This is a genomic window from Allofournierella massiliensis (assembly GCF_004345265.1).
GTDB classification, from domain to species: Bacteria; Bacillota; Clostridia; order Oscillospirales; family Ruminococcaceae; genus Allofournierella; species Allofournierella massiliensis.
Map to the genome: position 1 here is coordinate 15336 of NZ_SLUM01000013.1, position 19815 is coordinate 35150.

Here is a 19815-nt window from a genome sequence, read left to right on the forward strand (position 1 = left end):
CCTCCTGTGGTAAATTGGTTAGCGTTCCCAGAAGCGAACCTTCCGGCCAAAACGCTCATCCATCGGTTTTGCTTTTGCAATGGGAAAATCTCCATCTTGCAGAGTGCTTTCCGGTAGAAAATATTTTCTGCTGTACCTGTCTGCCTGTTCCCGGCTCAGGCCAGTTGCGGCATTTTCCCGTACCCCACAGATAATGCAGCGACCATATACGGAAAAATCTTCGTTGATTTGTCGATTGAACTTCAAACCGGACTGATTTTCGCTGCACAGCATTCCGATTTTTGCGGTATCGAAGGGCAGGGTCAGCTGCGATGTGCCCGGAATCACTTCACGGACAGCCGATTCGATGTTGTCGAAGTTTGCAATGTACGGACAGTAGTCGGGTTCTATGATAAGAAGTCGAACCATTTTCTGTCACCGCCCTTCCCGAGAACGGCTGCGCTCATAGTTTTCCAGCAAACGGATAATATACTGTTCCATCTGCTCTATGGTGTAGCCCTTCGGAAAATACTGTTCGATTTTCGATACGGACAGACGTATCTGTGGCTCCCGCGCGGAAACGCTGGGGGTTTTGGCAGACATAATTTTTTCAATGCTTTCTGGTGTAAGCGGCGCATTTTTGCTGGCAGTTTTCAATTTCTGAGCCTGGGACAGGGAAGGGGTACATTCCATGTATTGAAGGTATTCAAGAACTTCTTCCTGCTCGTGTGGAGCAAGAGAACTCAGCTCCACTGCGGGAGTGAGTTTTAATTGGCCCTCATCCACCATATCCAGAAGGTCTGGAATAAGATCTGTTAAGCGGATGTAGCGCTGGATTTGTTTTACGCTTTCGCCAACGTCATCAGCAAGTAATTGATTGGAGCGGACACCTTTAAAATTCGGGCCAACTTGGCCCGAATTTTCCAGTGAGGGTCTACCACGCTTTCGTTGCAGGGCTTCCAACATCATCTTATACGCTTTGGCTTTTTCGCTGGGCAGGATATGTTCTCGCTGGCAATTGCTGTCTACCATTAAGATCACGGCAGTATCGTCATCCATTTCCCTTACAATGCAGGGCATGGTGTCCAGCCCCGCGAGTGTGCAGCCACGATGCCGCCGGTGGCCGGATACCAGTTCGTATCCGCCTTCCGGACGGGGCCGCACGATGGCAGGGGTCAGTACGCCATGATCTTTGATGCTGTCTACCATCTTCTGCATCTCTTCATCGTCACGAATCTGAAAGGGATGGTCTTTGAAAGAAAACAGTTCCGACAATCGCAGATTCTGTACTTTTTCAAGTTTTGCATCTTGTCGATCCGATTCGGAACTGAACAGATTATCGAGTGAGGGCAGACTGATGTTCTGTCCGTACATTTTTTCGTTCACCCTGTGTGACCTCCTTTGCCAACGATTGGTATGCTCTGCTAGCAGCGCCATTAGGATCGTAGCTCAGTTGGCTGCGTCCGGTGGCTGCACTCTCTGCCGTTTTGGTGCTGATGGGGATTTCAGAACCATAAATTTTGATCTGATGGCCATAGGCCCGGCGCAGGGCGGCACTCACATCGCGGGAAAGATTGGTGCGCTTGTCCACCATGGTGATTACAATACCATCCAGTTCCAGACGGGGATTGATTCGCCGCCGTACCTGCTGAATGCTTTTTACCAGGGAAATCAGACCTTTCATGGCGAAGTGCTGTGCCTGTACAGGAACCAGAACTTTGTCGGAAGCAACCAGTGAAGAAACCGTGAGAATTCCCAGGCTGGGCATACAATCGATCAGGCAATAATCATATTTATCCCGAAGTGGCTCCAGCGCCTGTTCAAGCACCCGTTCATGGGCCATTACATTTACCAGCCGCACTTCCATATCGGACAGTTCGATATCAGACGGAATGTAATCGACGCCTTCTTCGTGATGGCGCACCGCATTGGTGATGGGGCGATCATTGATTACATCATCCATCATGGTGCTGAGTGTGCCGTTTCCGGATTCCATGTCATAGCAGCCAAGATAGCAGCTCAGATCGCCCTGTGGGTCGGCATCCACCAACAAAACCTTGTAGCCTTGCTGAGCAAGAGCCACACCCAGATTCACAGCGGTGGTGGTTTTTCCCACACCGCCCTTTTGATTGGCAATGGCAATGGTTTTCATCAGAATTCCTCCGTTTGTTCGATCATAGTATCCGAGTTGTCCAGGATCTCCTCCAGACCAACGAAAAGTCCTACGCGAAATGAAGTAGTAAGGTTCTCATCGGAACTGCTGGGAAGATGGCGAATAGGGCGGGGAACTTCCATGCCCAACATACGGAAATAGATGGGCATCAGGCGAAGACAGTCGCGACCGGTTGCATAATAGGTCAGGACATAAATTGCGTTTGCTATGAGGCTGGGAGATGCGTCGGGATCGCGCTCAGACATTTGCTTCAAGCCACGGATGAGATGTTCTGCACAGCGCACACCTTTCCAATAGGCTTGGATTGCAGTAATACGTTTTTGCTTCATGGTTTCTAATCTCCTTAAAAGAAGTTTATTCATCGGATAGGGGACGAGTTCAGATGTTGCTTTTGATAAATGAGCTGTTCATTATAGTCTTTTCCGATACTGGGAGGGCTGTCGATCACGATATATCCTCTGGTTGAAAGAGATTCCAGAAGTTGCTTGGCAAAATTCCGGCCAGGGGCATCGTTGTCCAAACAAAGATTGATGGTTCGAATCTGCGGATGATTTTCCAGAAAGTAATCCACGGATTGATGATTCAGGCCACCCATTGCCAGATAGAACTGGCTTCGCCAAGGCTTTTCTCGTTGGTATTGTGTGAGCGAAGCACCAGACATGGCATCAATGGGAGCTTCAAAAATTGCCACAGTGGAACAGTCCTCATCATCGGCAGGAATCAGAAAACCGTATTTCTTTTGACTTCCGGCTATATCACCACGCCAAGTTCCTTGGCAGCTGCGTGTGAAAGCAGAACGTGGTGTGCCTTGGGAATCCAGGCCAAGGAAAACACAGTTTTTATATCCTCCACGAGTTGTTTGGTAGACGGTACCTGCATTGCGGCAAAAACGAAATACTTTGCCACTGATTCCGCGGCGATAAAGATAAGCCTGAATGGTTTCGCTGCTTCGATCAGGTACCGGTGGCTCAAAGGATTTTTGAATAGAAGGAGTATTCATCGGATGGGGCACCGGCTGAAAAGAGGAGCGGACAGGTTGGAGTTCATTCAGCAACCGTACTGCGCTAACGAAATCCATATTTTCTACCTTGAGCAGATAGTCGATTGCATTGTTTCCGCCTACACCTGCGCGGTACCAGTGAAACAAACCATTGTCACTGATGACAAGGCTACTGTGTGTGCGGGTCCGATAATCGTGGGCACTTACTTTGATCAGTTCATGGGGCTTGCAAATCCGGAAGTAATCCAAAACTCCGATTTGCCGGGCATTTTGAATTTGTGCTTTGCTTACTCTTCGCATGAAAGATTCCTCCAGTTAGTTTCAGAATTAGCTATAAAAAATCCTGTTATTTGGCAAGATGCAAATAACAGGATGAGGATAGATATTCTATTTTCAGATAGTTATTCTTCTCCTTCAGATGGTTAGGGGGGTTCTAGGGGGGAGAAAACGATTTGAGGTCAGCTCCCAAGAAAGACCCACTACCCCCTTGTATATAGTTCAACGAAAATGGTGCGGTTTCAGAAGCAGATTGAACTGATGACGGCTCCTGAAAACAAAGAGGTTTGCTAACAGCTTGCAAAAAACAAGGGGAAATTCACCCTTGTTTGGGTTTGATTTTGGTTGTACTCTGTATATAAGGTAATGCGGGAAAAGCCTTGATATTACTGGTTTTCTTTGTGTTCCGTTACATTTGGTTTAGCTCATTAGGCTCTTCTCCTAAGCCCGAGGCCCCCGGTTCAAGCCCGGGCGGGGACACCAAAATAAGCGCGGAAGATTGCAAAAATCTTCCGCGCTTTTGCTAATGAAAGTAAGATAAAATTGATGGTCTGCTAAAAAACAGGGACTTCTGCTAATGAGAAAAACAAACCGAAAACAGCCCGCCTGCCAAAAAAGGCGTATGGTTCCCTTAGAACCGGTGAATCTGGGTGGGAATTCATGATGAATTTGCGTTTACGACCATGTAAATCTGGTATGCTGGAAGAGGGGCTTGAGGGACGGATTTCTAAATGCATTAGCAGTCCGGACAGAGAAATTTTGGATTTCTAAAAACAAGCGCCGGGATTAGAAAGAAGGCCATACCAAAAAGCAGGTAAACCACAGGTCTACTGAACTAAACTGGTGGTCGCTTGAGTAAATCGTAGAGAAAGTGATATGATGCAGACATCAAAAGGAGGAGCCTGAAGCAAATGGAAAAGAAAACGCTTGGCATGATGATTGCATCATTGAGAAAAGAAAATGGAATGACTCAGCTTGAACTGGCTGAAAAAATGGGGGTAACGGATAAGGCCGTATCCAAATGGGAAAGAGATTTATCTTGTCCGGATGTAAATACAATCCCAAAGCTTGCAGAGTGTTTTGACATAAGCGTAGATGAACTGATGCAGGTCAAGGCGGATTCACAGAAAGCAGATAAGAAAAATATCATGCCGATGGTCCATTTGATTATGAAGGCAGTCGCTCTGGCAATGGGTGTTGGAGTGGCTGTGCTGTCCGTGTTAAATGAATTGGACGCAACTTCGGGAATGGGCATGCTCGGAATCGGATTGGCGTGTCTCGCTGTTTCTTGCTTGTCCCAGAAGAGTGAAGCACAATAATTACGGCTTCAAGTGCCCGTGAAAACGAAATATCGATATCTTACATAGCCCTGTGGTGACTGACCCTCACCACAGGGCTTTTGTCGTTTTCGGACGAAGCCGAAAACGGATCAAACCAAGGAGGATATCGAAATGAGCAAAAAGGCAAAGCGCAAAATCATTCTGATTGATGGAATCCGGTACTATGCGGACAGGCCCAATACCTGTCGCAAATGTTTCTTCTGGAAAAACCGCAAGGTCGGCTGCATCCTCGGCAAGCAGAATTGCTACTATCTGGCCGAAGCTGTGATGACCGCGCAGGAAAAGAAGTGCGAAGGCTGCTGCTATGCAAAAGGGCAGCCCTGTGTCGGTGCTGTCTGCTATCAGGAGCTGGACGTTTGGCTGCGGGCCACCAGAATCAACCGGGCACAGAGAGAAGGTGCGGCAAATGGGTAAGCGGGAAGAACTGCTGCGCAGATACGAGAAGCTGTCCAGGGCTGCGATGCAGGATAAGCCCGACAGTTGCAAGCGATACGTGTACTATCGTCCGGATTTCAAATATCGCCGGTGTCAGTTTTCCAGATGCCCGTATGGCAAGCAAACGGACGTGTTCCGCCAAAAGCCCCTGAAGCGGGATAAATTCTCCTGAAAGCAGGTGGTGACGATGCGTGTTTGATTATTTTTATGGGATTCAGTCAGAACAGTTTGCCTTCTACCGAATCCCGAAGATCCTTTTTACGGATGACCGGTTCCGCGTGCTCTCAGCAGAGGCGAAAACCCTGTACGGAATCTTGCTGGATCGCGTCACACTCTCTGCGAAGAACGGCTGGATTGATCAGCAGGGCCGCGTGTATATCATCTACACGATTGAAGAAATTATGTTCACCGACGGACACGAGACCAAGGTGAAAGAGAACCCGCTGAACGAGAACTTTGCCAAAAAGGAATTTCAGGCCCTTTGGAAAGAAATCAACCACAAATATGCCTACACGGTTTCTTTCAACAGCGCAGAGCTGGTGCAGAAGTCCGTGGATCACATCAACAACAAGCTGTTTGTGTCCGAGCTGCAGTATACCACAACGGTAGGCCGCCAGAAGGACGAAATGAACGAGCATGAACTGGAGCGCGGTGATTCTTTTGGTCGGGAACGCACCCGCACACAAACATTGCGACAGGCGCATTCCGGTCATCTGAAATATGACCTGGTAGGCAAAATCGCGCAAGGAACGGTACTCACTCGGCGGACGGTGGTGAATATCTTGAAAGGGCTGCGCGCGGACAAGTTCCAAATGTTCAAGAACAACCCGGAAGAATTCATCACAAAGGTGGTCCGGCTCATCAACGAGCAGAAGGCCAACACCATTGTTGACCACATAACCTACAACCAAATCGACGGTCAGTATGACAACACGATTTTCGTTGCGGAAAAGGGTGCCCACGATTTCGATAAGGCTTTCCGCGCCAATAAAGCGATTCAGGACTATGTATTTACGGACGGTATCGCCGAGGAAAGTACCGAACGCAAATTCGCCAAGGCCATGGACGCCGCAGAAGAAGTGTGTGTCTATGCCAAACTGCCCAAGGGCTTCCACATTCCCACCCCGGTGGGCAATTACTCCCCAGACTGGGCCATTGCTTTCCACGAGGGAACGGTGAAACACATCTTCTTTGTGGCAGAAACCAAAGGCAGTATGGAAAGTTTCGATCTGCGCCCTATCGAGAAGGCCAAAACCGATTGCGCCAAAAAGCTGTTCAATGAGATGTCCAATAGCAAAGTGCGGTATAGTGTCGTGAATGACTATCAGAATCTGTTGAATATAATGAATACACTGTAATATATACCAGAACATCGGGAGTGTTAGCTTTGAGGCTAAATCTCCCGATGGAATGAAAGCGCATGTGGATTCTAAATTTATGGCAATAAAATTCATCAAAAAGGAATGTCCATTTTGATGTAACCATTATAGGAAGAAGTACTATGGAAAATGGCACGAAGCTTAGAATTCTGTATTTATATCAACACCTGGTTCAACACACCGATGCGGAACATACACTATCAACCGCTGAGCTGATGAAGATCCTCAAAGAAGAGTATTCGCTGCAGGTATCCAGGAATACCATAAGTAATGACCTTACCATGCTCCACGACTGCGGCCTTCACATTGAGCACTACGAGTCTACTCAAAATAAATACTATTATGATGGTCACATTTATGAATTGCCGGAGCTCAAGATCCTTGTCGATGCGATTTCTTCTTCCAAATTTATCACACAGCGTAAGAGTGACGAGCTGATTACGAAGCTCCTTACACTGACAAATGCGCAAAACGCAGCAAAACTCCGCCGCCATATTTACGTTGTCGGTCGTGCAAAATCGGATAATGAAAACGGGTATTATATCGTTGACTCCATCAACACTGCTATTGACACAAAAAGGAAGATATCCTTTCGATACACGGATTTTGATGTGACAAAGCAGCGGTACATATCCAATGACGGAAAGCCGTATACGGTTAGCCCTTATACGTTGATCTGGGATGGAGACTACTACTGTATGCGCGGCTTCTGCGATGAGCGGCAGGAAATGCGGAATTTTCGCTTGGATCGTATCGCAGAGCAGCCCAGTATTCTCAACCAGATTGCAGTGATGCCGCCAGAAGAGTATAATCCTGCTGACTATAGCAAGCATGTTTTCCGTATGTATGATACCGATAAACCGATTACCGTGCAGCTATATTGCCACGTGTCGGTTATGAAGTATTTGATTGACAACTTTGGCGATGATTTCGCTGTTGAAGCTGTTGATGATGAGCATTTCAAAGCAACGGTCAGCGTATGTGCCAGCACCACTTTCTATTGTTGGGTATTTGGATTTAACGGAAAAATCAAGATCAGTGAACCGTCAATGATTAAATTAGGGTATAAAGAAATGCTGCAAAGTGCGCTTGCGGAAATGTGATATGCCTTGAGATTGGAGGGATTGATAGCGGGGGATAATTTGATAATATAATAATCGGTGTTATAACAAAATATATATTTGCGCTGCAGCTTTAAACACCCGCCAAGATATTTTGAGGATCGGTGAGTTACAAAAGAAATCGCGGATGCGTAATAAAAAACAGAACCCTCTGAATTTCCAGAGGGTTCTGTTTTTTAGGTGCTTCACATATTACAAAGGGAGAAAATATATGAAGTGTTGTGCACAAGGCTCTCGCGGTATTGCTGTTCAAAAGCTGCTTTCATTGCCTTTCAGGCAGAAAATTACGCAGATATTCCACCGATTGCTGAATGGATGTGTGAGGATCCTCCCAGTAGATGGAGTCGTTGATCTCAAGATCGATGCAGCCACTATACCCGAAATGTTCCAGTGTACGGATATAGCCTTCGAGTTTTTTACGACCAAAGTTACCGGAACCAACAATTTCGTGATGACTGTCAGAATAATGAATCCACTGGATTTTGTTACCCAGTTGTTGGTAGAAGCTTTCTAGATTGTCTCCGGCTACCTCCATGGCGACCAGATCCACACAGGTCGCGAGCGCAGGGGAATCAACCTGGTGCAGCATCTGTTTCATGTCTTCCAGGTTCAACAACAGGTTGCTTTCATAGGGTTGCAGCTGTTCCAGCATTAGGGTAACGCCCATCCGTTCCGCACGTTGTGCCAACTGTTGGAGGCTATCTACCGTTCGTGCCCAGCCATCTTCCCGGTTTAAGTTACGGGGGTGACAGCCAGTATTTAAAAACAGTTTGTCCGTGCCGAATTCCAATGCGTCTTCCATGCTGGCTTCCATGTAATCCAGTGTTCGATCCCGCAGAGCGCGGTCAGGAGAGCTGTAGCTGAAGGGGTAGCCTAAGGTTTCAGGCGTATAGATTACGACCTTCATTCCACGGTCCTCAATTTGCCGACGCAACTCCCGGATGCGGCGGGCAGCAGCGGGACCCCAGGGGTAGTCCAAGCGGCAAAAGTGGGGGCTTCCGCCCCATAAATCGATATTGTGGATGCCACATCGATCCATGGAATCCAAGAAATAATCGAAGGTGTACTGAACATACTGGACGCTCATGACGGCAAGCTGATCCAATGTGATGACAGACATGGTGCAACCTCTCCTTTTTCAAAATGAAATGAGTATCTTATAGGGAAGAACATACACTTTGGCGATGAAGAATAAAAAGGGTGGTCAGCAAGCAGCTAAGGCTGGTTAGAAGCATCAACGGTAGATTGCCATTGGTGAATCCTGCTACCAGATAGCCGACAATGCAACAGGCGCCTACCAATAGAGCGTAGGGCAGTTGGGTAGTCACATGTTCCAGATGATTGCAGCCAGCACCTGTACTGGACAAAATGGTTGTGTCTGAAATAGGAGAGCAGTGATCGCCAAAAACGCTTCCACCCAGAGTGGCCGACAGAGAAACGATGACCAGATTTGGGCTCAGAGTAGCTGCCACTGGAATGATAATGGGAATCAGGATTCCAAAGGTGCCCCAAGCAGTTCCGGTGGAAAAGCTCAGGAAGGCTGCTGCCACAAAAATCAGTGCGGGAAGAACTGCACCGGGAATGTTGCTGGCTGCCATGATGTTTTTTACAAATACATCTGTTTGCAGTAGGTCTCGGCAAACACCACTGATGGTCCAGGCAAGGACCAAAATCATGATGGCGGGAACCATGGCGGCGATCCCTTTGGTCACGCCGTCCATGAAGTCGCGAAAGCGTATCAACCCACGGGGAACAAATTGCACAAAGGCACAAAGTAACGCTGCAAATCCACCCCAGGTGAGAGCCTGGCCAGCGTTACAGTTGCCCAACGCCGCGGGAAAGTTGCCGTAGAAGGCAGGGTCTGTCCCCCAAAAGCCACCGCTGTAAAGCATACTTAGGATCGAGCAAAGAATCAGCATGCCGATAGGGAGTAACATATCCCATACTCGACCCTGGCGGCTACCCTGAGGGAGTTCCTGAGCGGAAGAATTCACCACACCCAAGTCGCCCGTCTGTTCAGCACGGGCTTCTAGCTGGGCAATCCGACCAAAATCCAGGTGTGCAGAGCAAACAACGATTACGGTAACAATGGTCAACAGCGCATAGAGATTGTATGGAATAGTAGCACAGAATGCGGCAAAATCACTAGGGAAGGCGGCGGTATCCCGCAGATTGCTGCCCACAGCTGCTGCCCAGGAGGAAATGGGGGCGATAATGCAGACTGGGGCAGCAGTGCTGTCGATGATATAAGCCAGCTTCGCCCGGGAAACTCGGTGATGGTCAGTGACTGGCTGCATGACGGTGCCGACAGTAAGACAATTGAAGTAATCGTCGATGAAAATGAGGCAGCCCAACAACCCGGTGGCCAGCATAGCCGAGCGCTTGCTTTTCAGCTTGCGGCTGGCCCAGTTGCCGTAAGCAATGGAGCCACCAGCCATGGAGACGACGTGGACCAGGGCCCCCAGCAGACAACAGAACAGAATGATATATAGGTCCACAGTTTGTATTGTCATGTCGAACATGATCTGAATTGGTGCTACAACCGGATTTAGCTCCGCCATTACTGCATAAATAATCGTGCCGGACAAAATACCAATCAACAGAGAGGAGACAACTTCCTTGGTGAGCAGAGCCAGTACGATAGCCAGAACTGGAGGAAGAATGGAAAGTGCCCCCGCGTATACAGATGTCAAGGCTTATCCCTCCGTAGACCAGACGTCGTATACAACGGCGCCGTTCACCAAAGTGAGACAGACCTTGGCCTTACGGACCTCATCGATAGGCATCGCAAAGACGTTAGCGTCAAGAACAGCGATGTCTGCCTTATTGCCCGGCGCCAGTGTACCGGTGTCCCCTTCACGGTACATATCGTATGCGCCGCCGCTTGTCCAGGCCTGTAATACTTCGCTAACTGTCAGTGTGTTCTCCGGGTGGAAGGGCTCGCCACCTTCAGGAAATTTTCCGGTGACACTGTGATACAAGGACTGTGGGATGTCATCAATGACCAGAGGAAGATCGGTGCCACAGCACAGCAAGACGCCGCTGTCCGCCATTTTGCGCCGATTCCAGTAACCAGCCCCGCGCTCAGTGCCCAGCTTTTCCTCGATCATACCCACCTTGCCCGCACGGTCGGCGATGGATTGAATTTGAGGATAAAATTCGCAAATTACACCCAATTGGCCCATTCGTTCCAGGTCCTGTGGATCGCTGAATTCCGCTTCGGTAATGGCATGCCGGTTACACACCTTTCCTCGGGAGTCTCGGCAGCATTTTTCGTAAATATCCAGCACGCGCGCCACAGCGGCGTCGCCCTGTGCGTTCAGCGAAAAACGGAAGCCTTCCGCGTCGGCCTGCAGCACCTCGCGCTCGATCAGTGCCCAGTCGATTTCTTGAGCACACTGTGTATCCGGTGCACAGCGATAAGGCTGTTTCAGATATCCACACATCTGGCTGATAGAGCCGTCAGTCATGCGGTTAAAGCCGGAAAATCGGACGAACTCACCCTGGAACCGCTGCCGCATCCGGCGTGCGTAATCCAGATTTGCGCCTTCTTTGACGGGCTGACTCATAAAGTGCACGCGCAGCGTCATAGCGTTGTCCCGTTCCAGTTGCTCCAGCACCTCCGGGAAAGTGCTGAAGGTATCATAGCCAATCTCCTTGACCGAGGTTACACCTTGACGGTTCAGCATCTGCATATAATGTTGGAACAACGGTTTGGAGAAGGCATGGTCGGCCAGAAACTCTTCCATCAGTCGCCAGAAGACCTCATTGCAGTCGGCGCTGTTGTCAAAGCCGTACCGCTGAATTGCAGCGCTATTGATCCAGAAAGTCTCAGCGCCTGCGGCAAACAGCACGGCGGGACGGTCCGGAAAAACACGGTCCAGATTCTGAGGTCCGCCGGTGACAATGGTCGGGTCCCAGCCATGCCCCCACACCGGTTTCTCAGGTGGAAGGCTGTTGGCATAGGTCAGTGCTATCTGACCGATCTGACTGCTGTCTGTAGCGGGGGAGAGGTCCACGCCAAGATAGTTCAGCGCCCATCCGGTAAAAAAGGTATGCGCGTCGGCAAAGCCGGGGCAGATGGTCCGGTTCCCCAGTTCGTACACGGTGGAGCCATGGGCCAATTCGGAGGGAAGATCCCCCTGTACAACCTGCAGGATACGCTCATCCCGGATAACCACATATCCGGAGAATGGTTCTGCGCCAGTCCCGTCGAAGATACAGTTGGATCTCAGCACGATCTGCGTATGTTCTGCCATACTTACGTCACTCCTTAGCATTTTGCTAACGGACGCTGGAATGAAGTGGTCAGCGTACCGCGCAATGTTTTGCAAGAAAATCCGAAGTGGTAAGCCCGGTGTGTTATGTATTTCAGGCGGTGTTGGTCCTGACACGCTGTCCTGAATTTGACCAAATGATAGCATGGGCATTCGGTCATTTCAAGGTGTTAAAATCATTTTTGGAGGATGACACAGAAAGGAAAAACGGAATCTTTCAGGCTGCCAAAAATTGGTCTGCTTTGGCCGATTTCAGATGAACCAACTCCTCGGGTCAGGACGAATGGAATTTCTTGACTTGGCTGGGAGTGGAAGTATATGATAATCGAAACTGGCAGTATCACTACTGCCGGAAAAGAAGGAAGGGGGGAGCCGACGGATGGTAATGAAAAAAGACGAGACGTCCCGACGAGCAAGTTGGAGCGTAATCGCTGAGCAGCTGGAATATTGGATTGAAAGTGGCAGGCTGCAGGCAGGCCAGCGCCTACCCAGTGAAGAGTCGTTGGCGAAGGAGCTTGGCTGCCACCGTGATACACTGCGTACGGCTATTCGATGTTTGGCGGGTGAGGGAAAGTTGACCCGTCGGAAGGGCAGCGGATTTACTGTGGCAATGCCACGTTTTCGGCGCAATCTCTATGATTTTGAACCTTTGTGGTATTTCCTGCAACAGAACCGACGTCAATTTACCAGCCGAGTAATCTCCATGGAAAGGCTCAAGCCTGTGCCACGAGTGGCGAGGCTCCTGAAACTGAACGAGGCGGGTGAGGCCTATCGACTTTGTCGGCTGCGTTTTCTGGATGGCACGCCGGCCATTTTGGAAACCACATATCTATCTGCGTTGCGGGTACGGGATCTGGAACGGTTTGATTTGGCTAAGAACAGCCTGTTTGAGATTATGGCTACAGAGTATGGGATTTATGCAGATTCCGGTAACCAGACGCTGAGTATTACTTATGCAGATGAGATGGAAGCCGAATTACTACAGATTCCGGTGTTGCAGCCGTTACTCCTGCTGCGGGGCGTAACACGGGATGACTATGGAATTCCTATCGAATCCTTTTCTGCGGTGATTCGCAACGACCAGTTCGGTTTCGAGGGGATTTTGCGGGCTGGGGAGCCAGATTCCCGGGAACTGGTCTGAGCGCGGAAGAAAAAGCACACCAGTTTTCTCTCTTTCCACGGAGAATACCTGATTTTTTTTGGTTAAGCTCGTGATTGACCCTCTAGTTTACCCGGCGCTATACTAATTTTCAGAAAAGTGGTTTGCAACGAAATGCGACTCATCTATTCGAAAATCAAGTATACGGGAGGTAACGAAACGATGCGAGCAGCAATGATTGGTGACAACTGTATCGACCACTACACGGAATACGTGGACCGACAGGGAAACGTGTTCCATGATCGCAAGTATCCCACGGGCAACGTGGTGGACACCGGGGTCAACCTGCAGAAATTGGGGATGAAGACCTCCATCATCAGCACTACCGGCAGCGATGAGAACGGGCAGTGGATGGTGAACACCCTGAAGGGCGAAGGTTTGGATGTGAGCCATCTGAAGGTGGGACAAGGCCCCACCGCCATCACCTACATGACGTTGAATGGCAATGACCGGGTACATGGAGATTACATCGAAGGAGTCCTGGAACATATCGTGTTTGATGAGGAGGACATCGCATTTGCTGCCGGGCATGATCTGGTGCACACCGCACTGTGGGGAAATGCCCAGGATGCACTGCCCAAGATCCGCAGTTGCAGCCAGGCGGTAATCAGTTTTGACTATGCCGATCGACTAGATCATCCTCTGGTGGAGAGTACACTTCCTTATGTGGACATCGGGTTTTATTCGTACCATAAACAGCGGGACGAATTCATCGAGGGCTATCTGAAGGACAAAGTGGAGCGAGGCATGAAGGTCGCAGTGGCCACATTCGGGGAATTGGGCAGTCTGGCTTACGATGGCCGGCAGTTTGTCCAGTTTGGCGTGGTGCCGGCGGCTGAGGTGGTCAATACCGTGGGTGCGGGCGACAGCTTCATCGCCGGATTTTTGTATCAGTATATGAAGGGGGCAGCGCTGGAAGCTTGCCTGAAGCAGGGAGCGACGGTAGCTTCCAGTGTGGTGCAGGTTTTTGAACCTTGGGTCACAGACTGAGATACGCATTCATAGAGAAAAAATTCATAACAGGAGGGTTTTGTCATGATGAAACTTGGTATGTTCACATCCGGTTACCAGCGCAACCCGTTGGAACATTGCTTCCAGGATGCAAAGGAATTCGGCTATGATTACATAGAGCTTTGGGGAGGGCGGCCTCACGCCTATGCACCGGATCTGAAGGCGGGCGATATCAACGAGGTGCGGCGTCTGATTGAGAAATATGAGATGCCGGTGCTGGGCTACACCCCGGAACACAATGCTTACCCCTACAACTACATGATTGGCAGCGAGGCCCAGCGGGAAGACGCGGTGGAATATCTGAAACTGTGCCTGGACATGGCCAAGGAGATGGGGGCGGAATATATGCTGACCAGCCCCGCCAACGGTGGGTATCTTGCCACCTACGACGAGTTATGGCCCCGTCTGGAAAAGACCATCCGGGAACTGGGAGAGCATGCGGCGAAGGTGGGGGTAAAGCTGACCGTGGAAGCGCTGACCCCGTATGAGTCAAACTTCTTTACCCGGGCCAACGATCTGGCCGAACTGTTCCGCCGGATCGACAACCCGTACGTGGTGGGCATGTGCGACGTGGTGCCGCCTTTTGTGCAGCATGAGAGCATCATGGCCTACTTTGACAAGCTGGGGGACAAGATGGATCATATGCACATCATTGACGGGGAACAGGGAACGGACAGCCATATCATGCCCGGTGAGGGAAGCATGCCTCTGCAGGAGATGTTCCACGAACTGGCTCGTATCGGTTACGACCGAACTGCCACACTGGAGCTGGTGCTGGGGTATATCAACGAACCCCGCATGTATGCTCGCCGAGCGGTGGAAAACGTGCGCGCTATGATGGCACATGCGGGTATGTGACCCGTCGAATCAACGGAAAGGATGTGAATGACCTTTGTTTATCGATATTCATGTACATCCCGCATTTTTTGAACCCATCAACCAGGACGAGCAGCGAGAGGAACTGCGCCATCGGGAACTGGATATCCACCGCAACGGAACCGCCCCGCTGGAGCATATCTTCAACCAGATGCGCTGCGCCGGGCTGGACCGACTCTGCCTGTTGGGCCAGGATTACACCAGCACGGTGGGGGATACGCTGGTGAGCAATGAAGAGATCCATCAACTGGTTGGACTGGCGCCGGACCGCTTTATCGGATTTGCGGGAGCGGATCCGCTTGCACCGGGCGCGGTGGACCGGCTGGAGCATGCCTTTGCGGATTTGAAGCTGCGAGGCGTGAATCTTCATCCCGGCCGCCAGCATTTCTATCCTGCCGACGAGCGGTTGGAGCCGATCTATGCGCTGTGCGAACAGTATGACCGGCCGGTGATGTTCCATGCGGGCCTTTCCTGGGAGCCGGATACACTGACCAGGTATTGCCATCCTCTCTGCTTTGAGGAGGTGGCAGCCCGGCATCCCAAACTGCGCATCTGTCTGGGTCATTTTGCATGGCCCTGGGTGCGGGAGACTGCGATGTTGATGGTGAAGTATCCCAACGTGTACGCCGACACCGGTGCGCTTTATTTTGACTGTGCCCGGGAGTTTTATCAGCAGACCTTTACGCGGGATATCCCGGTCACCTGGATCGATCGATCTCTGCGCCACCAGGTCATGTTCGGGTCCAACAATCCCCGCTTTGAACAGATTCGCATGGCCCAGGCACTGGATCAGCTGGGGTTGCGGGACAGTACGCTGGAGCTGATTCGGGGTGGTAACGCCCTAGAGTTTTTGGGCGGTTCTCTGTAAGGGTGGAAAGGAGAAGGGGCAATGTATATCAAGCCAATCGTACTTTTGACCAAAACCTATAACGAGATGGATGTGATCACTCCTCAGGTGGAGCAGATCGTAAAGGAAAGCGGGATTCAGAATGGAATGGTTACCGTGCTGACCAAGCACACCACCACGGGAATTACGGTGAACGAGGCCCTGGAATGCCTGGAAAGCGATATTGCGCTGTTCCTGCAGCGGCAGGCGCCGGAGGATGCACCGTACAGCCATGCCCGCATGCTGCGGGATTACGGATCTACGGCCGGCAATCCCACCGGTCACCTGAAGGCGTATCTCACCGGAAATCATTGTCATTTCCCTCTGGTCGAGGGAGAAATGATTCGGGGCGGTGCGCAGGATATCTATTTCTGTGAGTTTGACGGTCCGGCGAAACGCACCATCCTGGTCATGATCCAGGAGTGAGCAGGCGTTAAAACAAAGCGGACGCAAAAGGGCGGAGTTCAGAATGGATTTATTCCTTTCGAACCCCGCCCTTTTCTGTCGAAAAAGATCGACGGACGGCGAAGAAAGAAAGGGCTGAAAACGGAACGGAAAACAGGGTGGGAAAAAGTGCGTGGGAAAAATTCCCAAAAGCGGTATGCCTGTTTATTTATTAACGTACGGTTTGAGGATTCAAATGTTGGACTATCCATAAAGAGAAAATGAGATTTTCCTGCACAACGCCAAAATTTGGGCACTGTGATTTTTATTTCGGGAATTATATTGATGGCATTTGTTCATTATGCTAGAATAATTGGCGAAGTGGTATGAAAAAACCGATGTGTTATGTGATGAAAGCCAATTGCCCTCGAGTGGTCCCAACGGGGGCGGAATCATTCCGGCAGCAGCCGGGATATCGTTGTGTGAAAGGAGAATCAGCATGTCGAAACACGAAACAACGACTGCACCCAGCGCGGAGCTGGGACGCAAATTAGGACTGGGCGCTGTGATCGCATTGGGCGTCGGCACCACCGTTGGCTCCGGTATCTTCTCGTCTCTGTCTGAGGTGGCCAATGCCGCAGGAAGCAGCCTGTTCCTGGTGCTTGCCTTCCTGATCGGCGGTCTGCTTCAGGTACCTGCCAACTTCTGCTACGCAGAATTGGCTTCCGCATTCCCTGAGGATGGTGGTCAGTATGTTTACTTCCGTGAAGCCGGGTCCCGCCCGCTGGCCTTCCTGTGCGGCTGGATCAGCTTCTGGGCCACCGATCCCCCGTCCATCTCCATTATGGCGCTGGCGATCGTTAACTACCTGGCTTACTTCCTGCCCATGCACGGCATCGTGCTGAAGATCGTTGCTACGCTTTTCGTGCTGGTGTTCATGATGGTGCATCTGCGCAGTGTGGAGGGAGGCGGCAAGTTCCAGACCTTCATCACCGCCCTGAAAATTCTGCCCTTTGTACTGATTATCGGTGTAGGACTGTTCTTCATGAATGGGTCCACCCTGCTGTCGGCCACTCCTCTGGCGGGCACCACGGTTACCGGAATCACGGCGCTGCTGGCCGGTATCTCCGCCACCACTTGGTCTTTTGACGGCATGGGCGCTGCCTGCTACATGTCCGGCGAGATCAAAGAGCCCGAGAAGAATATGCCCCGTGGTCTGATTCTTACCGCGCTGATCGTTCTGGGCCTGTATGTGGGCCTGACCTTCGTAGCTTCCGGCCTGCTGAGCATCGATGAGCTGGCTTCTTCCGATGCGCCCATCGCGCTGCTGGCCTCCAAGATCCCCGTAATCGGCCAGGGCGCCGACGTGGTGGTTGCGATCATGGCCATCATCGTGGTGATCGGCTCTCTGTCCAGCTGCATCATGTTCCAGCCCCGCATCGAGTACGCGATGGCGCGTGACGGACTGTTCTTCAAGCAGTTTGGCCAGGTGCATCCCAAATACCAGACCCCCGCGTTCTCCATCGTTGTTCAGTGCATGGTGGCTATCGTTCTGATCTTCGCCTCCAGCCTGTCTGATCTTCTGGGTTACTTCACCGTGATCGCATTGCTGAAGAACTTCCTGACCTTCGGCACCATCTTTGTGCTGCGCCGCAAGGAGCATTACAAACCCACCTACAGAATGCCCGGCGGATACGCCATGCCGGTAATCGCCATGGTGATGACTGCCACGCTGATCTACTCCACCTTCATCTGGTCCGCGCTGCCCAGCATCATTGCTGCAGTGGTGGCGGTGGGCACCGGCCTGCCGGCTTACTACCTGATGGAGCGGCAGAACCAGAAAAAGCAAGGGAACGCCTGATCGTTTCCGCAAACCACAACAGTGAATCGGCCGACCGGATTTCCGCGGCTTTAAGCCGCGGAAATCCGGGACCGGCAATTGGATAAGGAAGACGGGATTCTATGGAACAGCAATTTCGCGCACGCCCGCGGGACCAGGCAACGGAACAGATTGAGTGCTATATTTTGCAGAACGATCTTGCACCGCATTCCAAGCTGCCCAGCGAACGGGATATGTGCAGCATGTGGCAAATGAATCGGACCACGCTGCGCAGCGCGATCCGCCGACTGATTGTAGAGGGCAAGGTGTACCACCGCAAGGGGGCGGGTACCTTTGTGGCGCCGCCCAAGCTGGAGCGGACGCTGCAGGATGTGAAGTCCTTCACCGATCAGGTTCTGCAGAACTACCGTAGCATGCAGACCCGGCCGCTGGACGTGCGAACGGCAGCGGCCCCCCGCTCGATGGAAAGGAAGCTGGGGCTTGCGGAGCAAAGCCCGGTCTTCCAGCTGCGGAGACTGCGCTGTATCAACGGACAGCCGGTGACGATTGAGGCCAACTACCTTGATCCGGCAATCTGCCCGGGGATTGAGCAGTACGATTTTTCCAATGAATCCTTCTACAACGTGCTGGCACATTACGGCATTACGGTGGATCATGGTCACCAGACTATCGGTATCACTTACGCCACCGAAGGGGAAAGTGAACTGCTTGAGGTTCCGGTGGGGGCACCGCTGTTCTATGTGTCCGGTATCTCGTTCGACAGCCAGAACAGGCCAATCGAAGTGTTCAAATCTGTCACGCGCGCCGACAAGATCCGGTTTTCCAGCATCCTTACAACACAACCCAAAGAAAAGGTGGAACAGTTATGAAACTGGCAGCAGTTGGCAGCAATTGCATTGATTATTATAATAATGTGGAGGGCGGAACAGCCTATCCCGGCGGCGGCCCGGTAAACATGGCGGTTTACACGGTGCGCAACGGGGGCCAGGCCTCCTACATCGGGCCGGTGGGCGACGATGTGTATGGGCAGATTATGGCCGAAGCTATGACTCGCAAGGGTGTGGACACGAGTCATCTGCACGTGCTGCACGGTCATACGGCGGTTTCCCAGGTGACCCTGGTGGACGGTGAACGGGTATTCGGCGACTATGACGAGGGCGTGCTGGAGCAGTACACCCTGTCGTCGGAAGATATGGATTTCATCAGCACACATGACGTGGTGGTGTGCGACCTGTGGGGCAAGGTGGGCCGTTTCTTCGGCCAGCTCCAGCAGCGCGGGGTAAAAACCGCATTTGACTGTGCCACTCGTCCCGGAGACGCCGCTTGCGCGGAGGCAATCCCCTATACGGATTATCTGTTCTTTTCCTCGGATGACGGAGACACCGAAACCCTGCGTGAGCTGATGAAGGTGCTGCACAGCCAGGGGCCCAAACTGGTGATTGCCATGCTGGGCGAGCAGGGAAGTCTGTGCTTTGATGGTCAGACCTTCCATTCCTTTGGGATTGTTCCCTGCCCCAATGTGGTGGATACGATGGGTGCGGGCGACAGCTACATCGCTGGTTTCCTGCATGGCCTGGTGGACGGATTGCCCATTGAGGCGTGCATGGAAAAGGGAGCCGCAACCTCCACAGAAACATTGCAATATTTCGGCGCGTGGCTGTAACCGGTCCCGCATAAGC

General features: G+C 51.4%; 21 protein-coding genes. 13 read left to right on the forward strand and 8 right to left on the reverse strand.

The annotated features are described in order from the left end of the window. Positions 1-18 precede the first annotated feature (18 nt). Genes EDD77_RS08620 through EDD77_RS08640 form a run of 5 tightly spaced genes read right to left on the reverse strand, consistent with a single transcriptional unit; the run spans position 19 to position 3452 of the window. Positions 19-408: a DUF3846 domain-containing protein gene (locus tag EDD77_RS08620; RefSeq protein ID WP_058965511.1), complete on the reverse strand. Its 390-nt coding sequence runs from the start codon at positions 406-408 to the stop codon at positions 19-21. Between the two features lie 6 nt (positions 409-414). Then, entirely contained in the window at positions 415-1353 is a 939-nt protein-coding gene (locus EDD77_RS08625) for a ParB/RepB/Spo0J family partition protein (RefSeq protein WP_058965512.1), read from the reverse strand. Continuing rightward, complete coding sequence (locus EDD77_RS08630) at positions 1316-2131, reverse strand: ParA family protein (RefSeq protein WP_077138579.1); 816 nt, start codon at positions 2129-2131, stop codon at positions 1316-1318. Before EDD77_RS08630 ends, EDD77_RS08625 begins: the two co-directional genes overlap by 38 nt. Then, positions 2131-2481, reverse strand: a complete 351-nt coding sequence (locus EDD77_RS08635; RefSeq protein WP_058965514.1) for a hypothetical protein — start codon at positions 2479-2481, stop codon at positions 2131-2133. The genes EDD77_RS08630 and EDD77_RS08635 overlap by 1 nt, the downstream gene beginning before the upstream one ends. Positions 2482-2510: 29 nt before the next feature. Beyond that, positions 2511-3452 (reverse strand): toprim domain-containing protein, encoded by a 942-nt coding sequence (locus EDD77_RS08640; protein ID WP_082669635.1) that lies wholly within the window; start codon positions 3450-3452, stop codon positions 2511-2513. 887 nt (positions 3453-4339) lie between these two features. Between EDD77_RS08640 and EDD77_RS08645 the strand changes: the two genes are divergently transcribed. The 5 genes from EDD77_RS08645 to EDD77_RS08665 all read left to right on the forward strand — a co-directional run bounded on the left by EDD77_RS08645 (position 4340) and on the right by EDD77_RS08665 (position 7685). Continuing rightward, positions 4340-4747, forward strand: a complete 408-nt coding sequence (locus tag EDD77_RS08645) for a helix-turn-helix domain-containing protein (RefSeq protein ID WP_058965516.1) — start codon at positions 4340-4342, stop codon at positions 4745-4747. A gap of 132 nt (positions 4748-4879) precedes the next feature. Continuing rightward, positions 4880-5182 carry a hypothetical protein gene (locus EDD77_RS08650; protein ID WP_058965517.1) on the forward strand — a complete coding sequence of 101 codons (303 nt, stop codon included), beginning with the start codon at positions 4880-4882 and terminating at the stop codon, positions 5180-5182. Further along, a complete protein-coding gene (locus EDD77_RS08655) occupies positions 5175-5375 on the forward strand; it encodes a hypothetical protein (protein WP_058965518.1) in 201 nt (66 codons plus the stop codon). Before EDD77_RS08650 ends, EDD77_RS08655 begins: the two co-directional genes overlap by 8 nt. A 19-nt stretch (positions 5376-5394) precedes the next feature. Then, positions 5395-6561 (forward strand): restriction endonuclease, encoded by a 1167-nt coding sequence (locus tag EDD77_RS18750; protein WP_058965519.1) that lies wholly within the window; start codon positions 5395-5397, stop codon positions 6559-6561. A gap of 143 nt (positions 6562-6704) precedes the next feature. Next, positions 6705-7685: a helix-turn-helix transcriptional regulator gene (locus tag EDD77_RS08665; RefSeq protein WP_058965520.1), complete on the forward strand. Its 981-nt coding sequence runs from the start codon at positions 6705-6707 to the stop codon at positions 7683-7685. Positions 7686-7965: 280 nt separating this feature from the next. Here the strand turns inward: EDD77_RS08665 and EDD77_RS08670 are convergent, their stop codons facing one another. Genes EDD77_RS08670 through EDD77_RS08680 form a run of 3 tightly spaced genes read right to left on the reverse strand, consistent with a single transcriptional unit; the run spans position 7966 to position 11962 of the window. Further along, entirely contained in the window at positions 7966-8823 is an 858-nt protein-coding gene (locus EDD77_RS08670; protein ID WP_058965521.1) for a sugar phosphate isomerase/epimerase family protein, read from the reverse strand. 37 nt (positions 8824-8860) lie between these two features. Further along, a complete protein-coding gene (locus EDD77_RS08675) occupies positions 8861-10396 on the reverse strand; it encodes a Na+/H+ antiporter NhaC family protein (RefSeq protein WP_058965522.1) in 1536 nt (511 codons plus the stop codon). A gap of 3 nt (positions 10397-10399) precedes the next feature. After that, positions 10400-11962 (reverse strand): amidohydrolase, encoded by a 1563-nt coding sequence (locus EDD77_RS08680; RefSeq protein ID WP_058965523.1) that lies wholly within the window; start codon positions 11960-11962, stop codon positions 10400-10402. A gap of 397 nt (positions 11963-12359) precedes the next feature. Between EDD77_RS08680 and EDD77_RS08685 the strand changes: the two genes are divergently transcribed. From EDD77_RS08685 to frlD (EDD77_RS08720), 8 genes are all read left to right on the forward strand, one after another. Further along, positions 12360-13121: a GntR family transcriptional regulator gene (locus EDD77_RS08685; protein ID WP_058965524.1), complete on the forward strand. Its 762-nt coding sequence runs from the start codon at positions 12360-12362 to the stop codon at positions 13119-13121. Positions 13122-13301: 180 nt separating this feature from the next. Further along, complete coding sequence (gene frlD / locus EDD77_RS08690; RefSeq protein WP_058965526.1) at positions 13302-14129, forward strand: fructoselysine 6-kinase; 828 nt, start codon at positions 13302-13304, stop codon at positions 14127-14129. Positions 14130-14174: 45 nt separating this feature from the next. After that, entirely contained in the window at positions 14175-15008 is an 834-nt protein-coding gene (frlC, locus tag EDD77_RS08695) for a fructoselysine 3-epimerase (protein WP_242868427.1), read from the forward strand. 34 nt (positions 15009-15042) lie between these two features. Next, positions 15043-15894 (forward strand): amidohydrolase family protein, encoded by an 852-nt coding sequence (locus tag EDD77_RS08700; RefSeq protein WP_058965528.1) that lies wholly within the window; start codon positions 15043-15045, stop codon positions 15892-15894. A gap of 21 nt (positions 15895-15915) precedes the next feature. Then, a complete protein-coding gene (locus tag EDD77_RS08705; protein WP_058965531.1) occupies positions 15916-16338 on the forward strand; it encodes a secondary thiamine-phosphate synthase enzyme YjbQ in 423 nt (140 codons plus the stop codon). Between the two features lie 457 nt (positions 16339-16795). Next, entirely contained in the window at positions 16796-18157 is a 1362-nt protein-coding gene (locus tag EDD77_RS08710) for an amino acid permease (RefSeq protein ID WP_058965533.1), read from the forward strand. Positions 18158-18258: 101 nt separating this feature from the next. After that, positions 18259-19005 (forward strand): GntR family transcriptional regulator, encoded by a 747-nt coding sequence (locus tag EDD77_RS08715; protein ID WP_058965535.1) that lies wholly within the window; start codon positions 18259-18261, stop codon positions 19003-19005. After that, the gene (gene frlD, locus EDD77_RS08720; RefSeq protein WP_058965537.1) at positions 19002-19799 is read left to right on the forward strand and encodes a fructoselysine 6-kinase; all 798 of its coding nucleotides are present in this window, start codon (positions 19002-19004) and stop codon (positions 19797-19799) included. The genes EDD77_RS08715 and frlD (EDD77_RS08720) overlap by 4 nt, the downstream gene beginning before the upstream one ends. Positions 19800-19815: the final 16 nt, after the last annotated feature.